Here is a 13,387-nt window from a genome sequence, read left to right as displayed (position 1 = left end):
TCGGCCACCCCGGTCCCTGTCACGCACAGGGGCCGGGGTTAGCCTTTTGTACGGACAGGTACCCGTATTCCAGCTGAGGCGGTCCGGAACCATGCAGTACATCGAGGCCCTGACACCCCCCGTGGTGATGGCGATCGCCTTCGCGCTGATGATCCGCGCGCTGTTCCGCAACCAGGGCGGGGCCAACGCCGCCAAGGAGGACGCCGTCGCCGAGGCGATCACCAGGTCGGCACAGGAGTAGCAGGCGCAGGAGTAGCAATAGGGCGCGGCTCCCCGTTTTTGTCCCGCAAAGGTGATATTTGCACTGTCAGGTGACCGCTGGGGTTTCCGCCGGCCGTAACGGGAAGAGATCCGCGATGGTGCGCCAACTCGGTGAACTCGAGAACGAGGTGATGACCCGGGTATGGCAGTGGAACCGCCCGGTGACGGTTCGCGAGGTTCTGGAGGATCTGCTCAGGGAACGCGAGCTCGCCTACACCACGGTGATGACCGTGATGGACAAGCTGTTCCAGAAGGGCTGGCTCCGGCGGGAACAGGACGGCCGCGCCTTTAGATACGAGCCGGTGTCCTCCCGCGAGGCATATACCGCGGCGTTGATGAACGACGCATGGGCGACAAGCGACAACCCGGCGGCGGCTCTGGTGCACTTCTTCGGGATGATGTCCCCGGAACAGCAGGAGGCACTGCGGGACGCTTTGCGGGTCGCCGCAATCCCGGTGCAGCCGGACACCCCGGCGCGATAGCGTCCTGGCATGGAGGTCACCATCCGCCGTGCGCGGACCAGCGATGTGCGGGCGGTTCGGCGGCTCATCGACAGCTATGCCGGGGAACGGATCCTGCTGAACAAGCCGACCGTTACCCTGTTCGAATCCGTGCAGGAGTTCTGGGTCGCCGAACGGGACGACAACGCCGAGGTCGTCGGGTGCGGAGCGCTGCACATCATGTGGGAGGATCTCGCCGAGGTACGCACTCTCGCGGTCGATCCCTCCTGCCGCGGAACCGGCATCGGGCACCGCCTTCTGGAGAAGTTGACGCAGACCGCCCGCTGGATCGGGGTGCGCCGCATTTTCTGTCTGACGTTCGAAGTCGACTTCTTCGCGAAACACGGCTTCGTCGAGATCGCGTCGACCGCGGTCGACGGCGATGTGTACCAGGAGCTGCTGCGCAGCTACGACGAAGGTGTGGCCGAGTTCCTCGATCTGGAACGCGTCAAGCCCAACACCTTGGGCAACACGCGCATGCTCTTGCACCTGTGAGCGGCACCCCGCGGCGGGTATGGCGTGTGCGCTTCAGGGCCTCTTCTGTCGAAGGGTTTGAATTTTCGGCGGAAAGAGGGTTTCCTTTCCTACAAGTAATCCATGCTTTTGAGGAAAGGGAAGCCCGTGGCTCAGAAGGTCCAGGTCCTTCTTGTCGACGATCTCGAGGGCGGCGAGGCGGACGAGACGGTGACGTTCGCCCTTGACGGGGTTGCTTACGAGATCGACCTCACGCACACGAATGCGGGCAAGCTGCGCGAGCTGCTCGCTCCGTACACCGACAGCGGTCGCAAGCAGAGCGGACGGGTCAGTGGCGGCGCCGGCCGCGGCCGGAGCGGACGGGCCCCCCGTCCGGTCGGCGGAAACCCGGACACGGCCAAGGTCCGTGCCTGGGCGAAGGAGAACGGGCTCGACGTCAACGACCGCGGCCGGGTTCCGAGCACGGTCCGTGAGGCGTACGAGAAGGCGAACGGCTGATCCCGCCGCGGAGCAGGGCGCGGGCGCAGGCGTCGGCGAAGGTGTCCAGTATCCGGGGGAGCTCCTCGGTCCGCAGGGCGGCTCCGGTCGACGGTTCGCCGTCCAGCCCCATCCACGGCTCCGCCGCCCGCTGACGGGGCACCAGGACCCCTTCCAGGTGCCCCCAGCCGAGCCAGTGCAGCAGCACCGGGACGTCGGCCGCCGAGCCGGGCGGCAGCAGTACCAGCAGCCGGTCCCCGCAGACGGTCACCGGACCGGTGGGCCGGCTGCGGCGGCGCATCCGCTCCAGCGCCGCGAGCCCCGCGCCGAGGGGCGCCTCGACCAGGTCGAGCTGACGGGCGGTCACAGCGGTCTCACAGCGGTCACAGCGGGACCAACGGTGCGCGGGGGTCCCTGGTTACGCGTCCCCGGGGCACTCTTTCTCGGTGGGCGAACACGCGCGTGCGCATGGCGCAGTATGGAACCCCGGCAGGCACGGGTATGAATCCTCTGGTGGGAGCGCCGCGGACGGCGCTCCGCGGTATGCCGGAGGGGGCGTTCGCCATCGGCGTAGCGTTTCTGTGCGGATCTGCCTGGCCTGCGGGAACACCATCCCGCAGCATTCGGTTGGAGTCATTGTCTGCCGCCCCGGGCAAAGCGGGGTGGCGGGGTGTCGGCGGTTGAAGTGAGCTGCCCCGGCCTCCGGGACTAGCATGCGGAAGGACAGGGAGGGGACCGACCCCTCGCTGCCCGACCGCTCTGAGGAGCGTTAACGATGTTCGAGAGGTTCACCGACCGCGCGCGGCGGGTTGTCGTCCTGGCTCAGGAAGAAGCCCGGATGCTCAACCACAACTACATCGGCACCGAGCACATCCTCCTGGGCTTGATCCACGAGGGTGAGGGTGTCGCCGCTAAGGCCCTGGAGAGCCTCGGGATTTCGCTCGAGGCGGTCCGCCAGCAGGTTGAGGAGATCATCGGACAGGGGCAGCAGGCCCCTTCCGGGCACATCCCCTTCACTCCTCGGGCGAAGAAGGTCCTGGAGCTGTCGCTCCGCGAGGCCCTCCAGCTCGGCCACAACTACATCGGGACCGAGCACATCCTGCTCGGCCTCATTCGCGAGGGCGAGGGCGTCGCCGCCCAGGTCCTGGTGAAGCTCGGCGCCGACCTCAACCGGGTCCGGCAGCAGGTCATCCAGCTGCTCTCCGGGTACTCGAGCGGCGGCAAGGAGTCGGCCACGGCCGGCGGCCCGACCGAGGGAACCCCCTCGACCTCCCTGGTCCTGGACCAGTTCGGGCGCAACCTGACCCAGGCGGCGCGCGAGGCCAAGCTCGACCCGGTGATCGGGCGCGAGAAGGAGATCGAGCGGGTCATGCAGGTGCTGTCCCGCCGCACCAAGAACAACCCGGTGCTGATCGGCGAGCCCGGCGTCGGCAAGACCGCCGTCGTCGAGGGCCTGGCCCAGGCGATCGTCAAGGGCGAGGTGCCCGAGACGATCAAGGACAAGCAGCTCTACACCCTCGACCTGGGCGCGCTCGTCGCCGGTTCCCGCTACCGCGGTGACTTCGAGGAGCGCCTGAAGAAGGTGCTCAAGGAGATCCGCACCCGCGGCGACATCATCCTGTTCATCGACGAGATCCACACCCTGGTGGGTGCGGGCGCCGCCGAGGGCGCGATCGACGCCGCCTCGATCCTCAAGCCGATGCTGGCGCGGGGCGAGCTGCAGACCATCGGCGCCACCACGCTGGACGAGTACCGCAAGCACCTGGAGAAGGACGCCGCGCTCGAGCGCCGGTTCCAGCCGATCCAGGTGGCCGAGCCCTCGCTCAAGCACACCATCGAGATCCTCAAGGGCCTGCGCGACCGCTACGAGGCGCACCACCGGGTGTCCATCACCGATGCCGCCCTGGTCGCCGCCGCCACCCTGGCGGACCGCTACATCTCCGACCGGTTCCTGCCGGACAAGGCCATCGACCTCATCGACGAGGCCGGTTCGCGCATGCGCATCCGCCGGATGACCGCACCGCCGGACCTGCGCGAGTTCGACGAGAAGATCGCCGACGTCCGCCGGGACAAGGAGTCCGCGATCGACGCGCAGGACTTCGAGAAGGCCGCCTCCCTCCGCGACAAGGAGAAGCAGCTCCTCACGGCCAAGGCCAAGCGGGAGAAGGAGTGGAAGGCCGGCGACATGGACGTCGTCGCCGAGGTCGACGAGGAGCTGATCGCCGAGGTCCTGGCCACCGCCACGGGCATCCCGGTGTTCAAGCTCACCGAGGAGGAGTCCTCGCGCCTGCTGCGCATGGAGGACGAGCTGCACAAGCGCGTCATCGGGCAGAAGGACGCGATCCGGGCGCTCTCCCAGGCGATCCGGCGCACCCGTGCGGGTCTCAAGGACCCGAAGCGCCCCGGCGGCTCGTTCATCTTCGCCGGCCCGTCCGGCGTCGGTAAGACCGAGCTGTCCAAGACGCTCGCCGAGTTCCTCTTCGGCGACGAGGACGCTCTGATCCAGCTCGACATGTCCGAGTTCAGCGAGAAGCACACGGTCTCCCGGCTGTTCGGCTCCCCTCCCGGCTACGTCGGGTACGAGGAGGGCGGCCAGCTGACCGAGAAGGTCCGCCGCAAGCCGTTCTCGGTCGTCCTCTTCGACGAGGTCGAGAAGGCCCACCCGGACATCTTCAACTCGCTGCTGCAGATCCTGGAGGACGGTCGGCTGACCGACTCCCAGGGCCGGGTCGTGGACTTCAAGAACACGGTCATCATCATGACCACCAACCTCGGCACCCGTGACATCTCCAAGGGCTTCAACCTGGGCTTCTCGGCCCAGGGCGACCTGGCGAGCGGGTACGAGCGGATGAAGACCAAGGTCGGCGAGGAGCTCAAGCAGCACTTCCGCCCCGAGTTCCTCAACCGCGTCGACGACATCGTCGTCTTCCACCAGCTGCCCGAGGAGGACATCCTCCAGATCGTCGACCTCATGGCGGCGAAGGTGGACGGCCGGCTGCAGGACCGCGACATGGGTCTGGAACTGACCCCGGCCGCCAAGTCGCTGCTGGCCAAGCGCGGCTACGACCCGATCCTGGGCGCCCGTCCGCTGCGTCGGACCATCCAGCGGGAGATCGAGGACGTGCTGTCCGAGAAGATCCTCTTCGGCGAGCTGCGCAGCGGCCACATCGTGGTCGTGGACGTCGAGGGCGACGGCAAGTCGGCGAAGTTCACCTTCACCGGCAACGACAAGGTCGCGGTGGCGGACGCTCCGCCGGTCGCGGCCTCCGGCCCGGACCTCAGCAAGGGCTGACGCCGTACCGAGCGAGTGAAGGGCCCGGTCTCCCGCCAGGGAGGCCGGGCCCTTTCGGCGTACCGGTCGGGGGCAGGGCCGGGGTCAGGGTCAGGGGATGCCGAAGCCGGTGACGACGGGGCGGTGGCTCTTGCCGATCCCGAAGATGTTGGGGGTCACCGGGGCGTGGTGGCGGTGGATCCTGACCTCGCAGCCGTGCAGCCCGGCCAGCTGCTCCAGGACCTGCTCCTCGACGCCGTCAAGCCCCGGCGCCTCGATCCGCAGGGTGCGTAGGCCCGGATAGGCCCGGGCCACCTCGCGCAGCGCGCCGAGTCCGTCCGGGAGCAGCAGCTGCAGCTCGGTGACCTGGGGCAGCGGCTGCTGGTCGCGCAGGTCGTCGAGGTGCTCGTTGATGGTCCTGACCGTGCGCAGCCGGGCCAGGCCCTCCAGCGCGCCGCGCCAGACCACGGGGAGCCGCCGGGCGTCGAAGGAGAGCAGCTCCAGGGCGGTGACCGTGCCCAGCAGCCCGGCCAGCCTCGGCCGGGAGGCCTCGAACTGGCCGATGTGCAGCTCCCGCAGCCCGGCCGGGAGGCGCAGTCCGGGCAGCGACGACTCCGGGGTGGTGGCCGCCGCGAAGGTGCGCAGGCCCTGCGCGTCCGCGAGCGCCTCCGGGTGGGTCAGCTGCGGATTCCAGTGCAGGTACAGCTGCTCCACTGCGGTCCCGGCGAGCGGGGCCAGGCTGACCACCTCGTGGCAGTTGCTGATCCACAGCTCGGCGGGCGACGAGCGGCGCAGCAGCGGACCCAGGTCGAACGGGTAGGGGTTGTCGTGGATCCGCAGCTCGACGAGGCCGGGGGGCAGCGTGAGCAGGTCGTCGGCGGTCAGCGGCCCGGAGACCTGCAGCCGGGAACGGCCGCCGAGGGCGGTGAGGAAGTCCAGCTGCTCGCGTGACTGGGCGACGAAGTGCAGCGAGTCCCCGTGGGTGAGCCGGGCGATCACCTGCTCGCCGTACTCGCGCAGGTCGAAGCGGTCCCAGGCCCAGGCGAGCTGGTCCCGGACGCCGACCGAGGCGTGGTCGGTGTACTGCCGGAGCAGCGGGACCGCCCGGCTGTCGGCCAGCGTGGTCGCGGTGATCACCACGGCCCTGGCGGTGGCGTCGTCGAGGCCCTCCGGCCCGGGGAGCAGGTCCAGCACCACGGGACCGGCGGTGGCCAGCTCCTTGGCGTCTTCGTCGTTCCGGGGCGGGACCAGCCGGGCGGCGGCCGAGGTCACCTCCTGACGGACCACCGGGTCCAGCTCGGTGGCGTGCTCCAGCGAGGCGGCGGCCAGCAGCCAGAGCCGGGCCCGGTGGGCCGGCTCCTGCTCGGCCTGGGCGAGCAGGGCGCGCAGCAGCTGGGCGCGCTCGCGCGGGCGGCCGTGGCCGACCGCCATCCGCAGCACGTCCTCCCACTGGTCGTCATGGGCGTTGCGGGCCAGCAGTCCCAGGCTCTCGTCCTCGACCGCGGCCTTGGCCGCCAGGTAGTCCTGGAAGGTCCGGTGCACGAAGTCGACGGTCTCGGTGGTCGGTCGGCGGAGCAGCCCGCTGCGGACCAGCAGGTGGTGCAGCACCTCCTCGGGGGTGCCGGTGACGGCCGGCATGGCCGGCAGGACGGTGCCGAGGATCTTCACCGCGAGCTCGTGCCCGATCTCGGCCCGGCCGTTGGTGGCCAGCCAGTAGGCCAGCCGCTGCAGCAGCTGGATCTGCTGCTCGGCCGACAGGTCCAGGCCGTCGGGACCGGTGATCCCGCGCTCGCGGTCCCGGCGGACCAGCAGCATCTCCAGCGCCGCCGCGTACAGCTCCATCCGGCCCTCGGGCAGGTAGCCGCGGCGGTCCCGGTTCAGGGCGCAGATCAGCCCGCACATCAGCGGGCTGGTGGCCAGCCGTCCCAGGTCCTGCTTGCTGACCACGGCCGCGGTGAGCAGCTCCCGCCACTGCGCGTACTGCTCGCCGGACCCGGCGGCGGTGTGCCAGCGGGCGATGAACGCGGCCACGTCGGCCCGGCTCATCGGCAGCAGCTCCAGCTCGGTGAAGCCCGCCCGCGCCAACCAGCCCTCGCGGACCGCGGAGGGACGGGTGGTGACCACGTAGCGGACGTCGGGGTAGGCGTCCATCAGCTCGGTGAGCCAGGCACGGGTCCGTTCCCGGTCGGCCTCGGGGACCTCGTCCACGCCGTCCACCAGCAGCAGGATCCGGCCGCGCTCCATCTGCTCGGTCACCCAGCCGGCGGCCCTGGCGTGCCCGGCCAGTGGTTTGGCGACCGCGGCCAGGAACTCCTCGGGCGAGGGCAGCTCCTCGCGCCGGGCGACGGCCCGCAGCCGGATCAGCAGCGGGACGCAGTCGGCCAGGTCCGCCAGGGACTCCGGCAGCTCCCGCCGGGCGGCGGCGGTCGCCAGCCACTGCAGCAGGGTGGTCTTCCCGGATCCGGCGGAGCCGCGGACCAGGATCCGCCGGTGGCCGGACAGCGCCTGTTCGGCCCGCTGGGCGACCGGGGCGAGGGCGTCCGCGTCCTGGGCCGGGACGCCGCCGAGCAGTTCCAGACTGAGGTAGCCGGCGTCCAGCGACCAGGACTCGGCGTCCTCGCCGCCCCGGTTCAGGCCGATGATCTGCAGCGTGCCGAGCTGCGCGACCAGGTAGGAGCGCAGCCGCTCCTCGAAGCCGTCGCCGTGCGGGGACGCGGCGACGGCCGAGCCGAGCGGGCCGCAGGCACGGACGAAGTCGGCGGAGGCCAGCAGCGCGGCGGAGGGGGTGAGCGCCACCCGACCGTGCTGCCACTGGGTCGGGTCGGACCGGACGACGCCGACGATCCGCCCCTCCAGGAACACCGCGGCGCCGGAGAACCCGGCCCAGGGGGAGCCGCCGTCGGAGCGGGCCGGTGGCGGCTGGTGCTGGCTGTCCAGCACCTGACGGCCGGTCAGCACGCCGGTTCCGGGTTTGAGGGTGCCGCTCAGCTGCTCGCTGTCCAGCTCACCCGCCGCGTCCCGCTGGACCTGCGGATAGCCGATGGCGAAGGCGCCCGGCCTGGGCGCCAGGTCGGCCAGCTCCAGCCAGCCCGGTCCGGGGCCGCCGTCCGGCAAGCCGGTCGGGGACCCGGTCAGCGGCTGCTCCGGCCGCAGCAGGGCCGCGTCGACGGCGTCGTCATGGCGGGACCACAGCACCTGGCAGCGGACCCGGCCGTGGCCGCCGGGGACCACGACCTCGGGCGGCTCGTCCCCCAGCAGGTGGGCCGCGGTCAGCACCAGGCTGCCGGAGAGCAGGTAGCCGCTGCCCTGGCTCCGGCCGAAGACGGCGGCTATGCGTTCACGCCGGGGATGCACACCCCGCATCTCAGCTGCCCGCGCCCGCGGCGCCGAAGTGGGCGGTGCCGCCGTCCGGGGTGTTGCCGATCTCCAGGTCGTGGCCGGTGGCGCCGTCCTTGGGGGTCAGCGTGAAGGAGACCCGGTGGGTCGTGCCCCGGGACGCCTTCGCCTCGGCGTCGGCGCTGACCACCCAGGCCTTCACTCCGCCCTTGACCCCGGCCTCGCGGTGGATCTCCACCGCGAAGTCCATCTGGATCGGGCCGACCTGGAAGCGGACCGGCGATCCGGCTCCCTCCGCGGCGGCCAGCGCGAGCTGCTCGCGCACCGCGCGCACCGCGGCTGAGAGTTCGATCTCCTCGAAGTCGGACATGCGGGTTCGCTCCCATGGGTGTGGCGGGTCTGGCCGGTCGGGTCACAGCTGATCCGAAGGTACGACAGCTGCCAAGCTGATGAGCAGTCATCCGGGGAAAGAGGGAAGGGGATTCACCATGATCAGGATCAGCCGGGCCGGCACGGTCGCCGAGGTCGTCGCCGCCGAGGGGCTCTACGACGGACCGGCCCGCAAGGACGCGGCCGAGCGCTTTCTGGCGTCGGACGACCACCACCTCCTGCTCGCCCATGACGAGGACGAGGAGGACGAGGACGATGGCGGCGGCAGTCCGAAACCGGTGGGGTTCGTGAGCGGAGTGGAGGTGACCCACCCCGACAAGGGCACCGAGATGTTCCTCTACGAACTGGCGGTCGACCCCGCCCACCACCGCCGGGGAATCGGCCGCGCCCTGGTCGCCGCGCTGGCCGAACTGGCCCGCGAGCGGGGCCTGTACGGCATGTGGGTGCTGACCGACCGGGGCAATCCCGCGGCGCTGGCGACCTACCGCTCGGCCGGGGCCGAGGCCGAGGAGGACTGTGTGATGCTCACCTGGACCTGGCCGGCCGCGGACGGATCCTGAGCTCCTCCAGCGCGGTGCGGACCAGGCCGGCCACCCGGCCCGGCTCGCTGGCGTCGGCCCAGGTGAAGCGCAGCAGCCGGTAGTCGCCCGGCGGCAGCCGCCGTCCGCCGCTGCTGCCCCCGCCGCCGCGTCCGTCCGCGTCGCCGAGCAGCGGTCGGCGCAGCCCCCGGTGCCAGCAGAAGTCGGTACGCGCCAGCTGCCGCCCGCGCCCGTCCAGCAGCCGGTACTTGAGGTCGTCCGGTGGGACCCCGCCGCGGATGCAGTCCAGCCGGGAGACCGACTCCAGCGCGGACGCCGCCCGGCCGTCGGCGAGCGGCAGCAGGCAGCGGGCCCGGTCGGCGCCGGGCCGGTAGCGGACCGCCCGGTCCACCTCGGCGAGGTCGGGCAGCACGCCCTGGTGCAGCGCGGAGTCCAGCAGGCTGAGCGCCTGGTCCTCCGGGATCCGCAGCAGCAGGTCGGCCAGGGTGCGGGCGGGAGCGGTGACCGGGAGCCCGCGCAGCCGGACCACCTCGCCCGGGGCGAGCGCGGCGATGTGCAGCCGCAGCCGCAGGTCCGGCCGGGGATGCCGGCCGCGCGGGAGCAGCACGTCCACATACGGCATCTCCGGGGGCAGACCGGCCAGGCGCTGCACCCGGGCGGCGGCGCCCAGGGCGATGACGCTGCTGGGACCGCAGCGCAGATGCGCAGCCCAGAGCCGGGCGAGCAGCGGTGGCGGCCGGTCCGGGGCGAAGCCGCCGGTGAGGTAGACGCCCTGGTGCAGGGCCTGCCAGCGGCCCCGCTGGACCAGGCCGCGGACCTGGTCCCGGGTCAGCCCGGCCTGCTGGGCCTGGCGTCGGAGCACGACCCCGCCCTGGCGGCGGGCGAGTGCGGTGAGAGTGGTGCTGGTGCTGTTGCTGGTGCAGGAGGAGTTCATGGGTCGAGCCTGCCCTCAGCCGTCCAGAACCGCACCCGCGGCCTGTGGATAACTGATGAGCAGTCATATCAACGTACTAAGACTCCTCTTGCTCCCCGGCCGCGATGGCCTGCTCCACCTCGGCGATCCGGGCCGCCTCCTCGGCGGCGAACCGCTGGGCGTCCAACTGCTCGGCTATCTCCTCGTCCTGGTGCATCAGCAGGTCGAGGTTGGAGTCGCCCAGTTCGAGCACGCCCATGTCCACGTACGCCTGCTGCAGCTTGGGGCCCCAGAGGCCGATGTCCTTGACGCAGGGGACGATCCGGGAGAACAGCAGCTTGCGGAAGAACTGCAGGTACTCGCTCTGCTCGCTCAGCTCCTCGGCGTCGGCCAGCGGGATGCCGAAGTTGGTCAGCACCTCGACCCCGCGCAGCCGGTCGCGCATCAGGTAGCAGCCCTCGATCACGAACTCCTCCCGCTCCGCGAGCTCGGCCGAGGAGAGCTGCGCGTAGTAGTCGCGCAGCGCCATCCGTCCGAAGGCCACGTGCCGGGCCTCGTCCTGCATCACATAGGCGAGCAGCTGCTTGGGCAGCGGCTTGCTGGTGGTGTCCCGGAGCAGCCCGAAGGCGGCCAGCGCCAGTCCCTCGATCAGCACCTGCATGCCGAGGTAGGGCATGTCCCAGCGCGGGTCGCGCAGGGTGTCGCCGAGCAGCGACTGCAGGTTGTCGTTGATCGGGTAGAGCATCCCGATCTTCTCGTGCAGGAAGCGGGAGTAGAGCTCGGCGTGCCGGGCCTCGTCCATGGTCTGGGTGGCCGAGTAGAACTTGGCGTCCAGGTCCGGGACGGACTCCACGATCCGGGCGGCGCAGACCATCGCGCCCTGCTCGCCGTGCAGGAACTGGCTGAACTGCCAGGAGGCGTAGTGGCGGCGCAGGTCGGCCCGGTTGGCCTGGCTGAACTTGGCCCAGTACGGGCTGCCGTAGATCGACAGGGCCTCGTCCGGCAGCCCCAGCGGGTCGTAGGGGTCGACCTCCAGCGACCAGTCGATCCGCTTCACCGCGTCCCACTGCTTGTCCTTGCCCTTCTGGTAGAGGGCGAGCAGGCGGTCCCGCCCGTCGTCGTACTCCCAGTTGAAGCGGGCGGAGCCGGTGGCGGGGACGGTCCAGACCCCCTCGGCGACGGGCGTGGTGTAGCGGTCGTGAGTCGACATGGAGGCGCTCCTCGTCGTGTGCGTTGCGGGGTGGTGCAAGGACACGAGAGGAGCGTCACACGAAGTTACTGACGGGTCAACAGGCTCTGGGCGGAGGACTCAGCGCGAGGGGTAGAGGGAGTAGCCGGGGAAGTTGCCGTACAGCTTCTCGTCCGCGCCGTCCGCCCCGTAGCTGACCGCCTGGACCAGGAGGTCACCGCCGACGAACGCACCCTTCCAGGAGGCGCCGAGGCCGCCGAAGACCTCCTCGCGGTCCCCGCGCGAGCGGGGGGCGTTGACGCCGACCTTGAAGGCCATCAGGTCCGGGGCGATCCTGGCCGCGAACGCCGGGTCGTCGGTGGCGATGCTGGCGACCAGGGAGCCGTTGCCGGCGTTCATCGCCGCCAGCAGCTCCGACTCGGTGTCCACCAGGATCACCGAGTCCAGCGGGCCGAAGGGCTCCGCGTGGTGCAGCGACCAGTTGGGCGGCGGGCTGAGCACGGACGCGGGCGCGATGTAGGCGCCGAGGTCCTGGTCCGGCAGGAAGGCGCCGTCGTCCAGGCTGCCCCGGTGCAGCGGCACGGCGCGGGCGACCACCGCGTCGTCGAAGTGGCGGGCCAGTTCGGCGGCCTTGGCGGCGTGGATGACCGGGCCGAAGTCCAGCTCGGGCAGCGGCGCCTCGGGGTCGTGCACGGCCAGCGGGTGCCCGAAGCGCAGATTGCCGAGGACCGCGAGGTAGGTCTCCAGGAAGGCCGGGAACAGCCGCCGCTGGACCACGTAGCGCGGGTAGGCGGTGCAGCGCTGCTTGGCGTACTCGAAGCCCTTGCGCAGGTGCGCGCCCAGTGCGGCCCAGTCGCTGTAGTCCCAGACGCCCCAGGTGTTCAGCCCCTCCTGCTCCAGGAAGTGGCGGCGGCCGAGGTCGGCCAGCGAGGTCGCGGCGCGGCGGCCGTTGGCGCGTCCGCCGACGAAGGCCAGCGCGCCGAGGCCGGGGGAGCGGATCAGGGCGTCGGCGATCTGCGAGCCCATCCCGGAGAGCAGGGTGACCGGCAGCCCGGCCCGCAGCATCAGCGCGTGCGCCAGGGTGAGGCAGTGGAAGCCGCCCTGCGAGGGGGTCTTGGCGATCACCGCGTTGCCGGCCAGCAGCTGTACCAGCTCGGCGTGCACCTGGACGCTCATCGGGTAGTTCCAGCTGGCGATGTTGGACACCGGGCCGGGCAGCGGCACCCGCCCGTTGAGCTGGCGTTCGATGTTGTCGAGGTACCAGCGCACCCCGTCCAGGGCCCGGTCCACGTCGGCGCAGGCCAGCCGCCAGGGCTTGCCGATCTCCCAGACCAGCAGCATCGCCAGCAGGTCGCGGTGCTCGGCCAGGGCGTCGACGGCGGCGGAGACCCGGGCCTTGCGCTCGTCGAGCGGGGTGCGGGACCAGGCGCCGTGCTGGGAGACGGCGAAGTCCACGGCCGCGCCTGCCTCGGCGATGTCGATCCGGGGCGGGCCGGGGATCGGCGTTCCGTCCACCGGGGTGGTGTGCTCGCCGGGGGTGCCGACGGCATGCCACTCGCCGCGGACCAGGTTGAGCAGGCGGTCGGGGGCGAACGCCTCCGGGGCGGCGGCGAGGCAGCGGGCGTAGGTGTCGTCCCAGGAAGTTCCGGGCTTCAGCTGCAGGGTCACGGTGGCGCTCCTGTCGAAGGGGAGGAGGTGCACGTACCGGGGCAAAGAGCTCGCGGGGGATGCGGAGCGAAGCGAGGTGCGCACAGCCTGGCACGGTCCGCGAAACGGCGGTACGGGGCCACCGCGCGGTGTGGCCCTTCTCACGGGGGTCGGCCGGCTCTGCTAGCGGCAGTAGTAGTTGAAAGCTGGACCGGACCTCGGCGGGGCCCGGGCGGCCCGGGCCGGGGGCGACGCAAGGGGACCAAGGGCCCGAGTTGTCCAACTACGGGCGATCGTCGTGCAAATCTTTGGGGTGGTTTGGAGTGGTGCGCCCCGATTGGTTACAACCGAAGATCTGGCCGAGTGGCCGCACCCGAATCACCCCCGAGG

General features: G+C 71.3%; 12 protein-coding genes. 6 read left to right on the top strand and 6 right to left on the bottom strand.

The annotated features are described in order from the left end of the window. Nucleotides 1-91: 91 nt before the first annotated feature. From ACEZDG_RS15360 to ACEZDG_RS15345, 4 genes are all read left to right on the top strand, one after another. Nucleotides 92-241 (top strand): hypothetical protein, encoded by a 150-nt coding sequence (locus ACEZDG_RS15360; RefSeq protein ID WP_380508745.1) that lies wholly within the window; start codon nt 92-94, stop codon nt 239-241. A gap of 115 nt (nt 242-356) precedes the next feature. Further along, the gene (locus tag ACEZDG_RS15355; protein ID WP_380508742.1) at nt 357-743 is read left to right on the top strand and encodes a BlaI/MecI/CopY family transcriptional regulator; all 387 of its coding nucleotides are present in this window, start codon (nt 357-359) and stop codon (nt 741-743) included. A gap of 9 nt (nt 744-752) precedes the next feature. Further along, nucleotides 753-1,256, top strand: coding sequence for an amino-acid N-acetyltransferase (locus tag ACEZDG_RS15350; protein WP_380508739.1), 504 nt, complete (start codon nt 753-755; stop codon nt 1,254-1,256). A gap of 126 nt (nt 1,257-1,382) precedes the next feature. Next, on the top strand, nt 1,383-1,733 hold the full coding sequence (locus ACEZDG_RS15345) for a histone-like nucleoid-structuring protein Lsr2 (protein WP_380508736.1): 351 nt from the start codon (nt 1,383-1,385) through the stop codon (nt 1,731-1,733). On the opposite strand, the gene ACEZDG_RS15340 is transcribed toward ACEZDG_RS15345, so the two are convergent. Beyond that, nucleotides 1,672-2,079, bottom strand: coding sequence for a hypothetical protein (locus ACEZDG_RS15340; RefSeq protein WP_380508733.1), 408 nt, complete (start codon nt 2,077-2,079; stop codon nt 1,672-1,674). The genes ACEZDG_RS15345 and ACEZDG_RS15340 overlap by 62 nt on opposite strands. A 408-nt stretch (nt 2,080-2,487) precedes the next feature. Here ACEZDG_RS15340 and ACEZDG_RS15335 point away from each other — a divergent pair, with 408 nt between their 5' ends. Beyond that, nucleotides 2,488-5,004 carry an ATP-dependent Clp protease ATP-binding subunit gene (locus tag ACEZDG_RS15335; protein WP_380508730.1) on the top strand — a complete coding sequence of 839 codons (2,517 nt, stop codon included), beginning with the start codon at nt 2,488-2,490 and terminating at the stop codon, nt 5,002-5,004. Nucleotides 5,005-5,094: 90 nt separating this feature from the next. On the opposite strand, the gene ACEZDG_RS15330 is transcribed toward ACEZDG_RS15335, so the two are convergent. Beyond that, nucleotides 5,095-8,337 carry an NACHT domain-containing protein gene (locus ACEZDG_RS15330; protein ID WP_380508727.1) on the bottom strand — a complete coding sequence of 1,081 codons (3,243 nt, stop codon included), beginning with the start codon at nt 8,335-8,337 and terminating at the stop codon, nt 5,095-5,097. A 10-nt stretch (nt 8,338-8,347) separates the two neighbouring features. Beyond that, nucleotides 8,348-8,689 carry a trypco2 family protein gene (locus ACEZDG_RS15325; protein WP_380508724.1) on the bottom strand — a complete coding sequence of 114 codons (342 nt, stop codon included), beginning with the start codon at nt 8,687-8,689 and terminating at the stop codon, nt 8,348-8,350. Nucleotides 8,690-8,807: 118 nt separating this feature from the next. On the opposite strand from ACEZDG_RS15325, the gene ACEZDG_RS15320 reads away from it, so the two are divergent. Next, nucleotides 8,808-9,269 (top strand): GNAT family N-acetyltransferase, encoded by a 462-nt coding sequence (locus ACEZDG_RS15320; protein WP_380508721.1) that lies wholly within the window; start codon nt 8,808-8,810, stop codon nt 9,267-9,269. Here the strand turns inward: ACEZDG_RS15320 and ACEZDG_RS15315 are convergent. The 3 genes from ACEZDG_RS15315 to ACEZDG_RS15305 form a co-directional block, all read right to left on the bottom strand. Then, nucleotides 9,235-10,182, bottom strand: coding sequence for a type IV toxin-antitoxin system AbiEi family antitoxin domain-containing protein (locus tag ACEZDG_RS15315; protein WP_380508717.1), 948 nt, complete (start codon nt 10,180-10,182; stop codon nt 9,235-9,237). The two genes, ACEZDG_RS15320 and ACEZDG_RS15315, sit on opposite strands and share 35 nt — an antisense overlap. A 76-nt stretch (nt 10,183-10,258) precedes the next feature. Further along, nucleotides 10,259-11,371, bottom strand: coding sequence for a ferritin-like domain-containing protein (locus ACEZDG_RS15310; protein WP_380508714.1), 1,113 nt, complete (start codon nt 11,369-11,371; stop codon nt 10,259-10,261). Between the two features lie 99 nt (nt 11,372-11,470). Beyond that, nucleotides 11,471-13,018, bottom strand: a complete 1,548-nt coding sequence (locus ACEZDG_RS15305) for an aldehyde dehydrogenase family protein (RefSeq protein ID WP_380508711.1) — start codon at nt 13,016-13,018, stop codon at nt 11,471-11,473. Nucleotides 13,019-13,387 lie beyond the last annotated feature (369 nt).

It is taken from the genome of Streptacidiphilus alkalitolerans (assembly GCF_042511045.1).
In the GTDB taxonomy this organism is placed as follows: domain Bacteria; phylum Actinomycetota; class Actinomycetes; order Streptomycetales; family Streptomycetaceae; genus Streptacidiphilus; species Streptacidiphilus alkalitolerans.
The sequence above is the reverse complement of the archived record's forward strand: the minus strand, read 5'-3'. Positions and strand labels throughout refer to the sequence as shown.

Bases quoted from the DNA above. Each gene is read 5' to 3' on its own strand.
- ACEZDG_RS15350 (WP_380508739.1), top strand. From the start codon at position 753: ATGGAGGTCACCATCCGCCGTGCGCGGACCAGCGATGTGCGGGCGGTT.
- ACEZDG_RS15310 (WP_380508714.1), bottom strand. From the start codon at position 11,371: ATGTCGACTCACGACCGCTACACCACGCCCGTCGCCGAGGGGGTCTGG.
- ACEZDG_RS15360 (WP_380508745.1), top strand. From the start codon at position 92: ATGCAGTACATCGAGGCCCTGACACCCCCCGTGGTGATGGCGATCGCC.
- ACEZDG_RS15355 (WP_380508742.1), top strand. From the start codon at position 357: ATGGTGCGCCAACTCGGTGAACTCGAGAACGAGGTGATGACCCGGGTA.
- ACEZDG_RS15320 (WP_380508721.1), top strand. From the start codon at position 8,808: ATGATCAGGATCAGCCGGGCCGGCACGGTCGCCGAGGTCGTCGCCGCC.
- ACEZDG_RS15325 (WP_380508724.1), bottom strand. From the start codon at position 8,689: ATGTCCGACTTCGAGGAGATCGAACTCTCAGCCGCGGTGCGCGCGGTG.
- ACEZDG_RS15335 (WP_380508730.1), top strand. From the start codon at position 2,488: ATGTTCGAGAGGTTCACCGACCGCGCGCGGCGGGTTGTCGTCCTGGCT.
- ACEZDG_RS15315 (WP_380508717.1), bottom strand. From the start codon at position 10,182: ATGAACTCCTCCTGCACCAGCAACAGCACCAGCACCACTCTCACCGCA.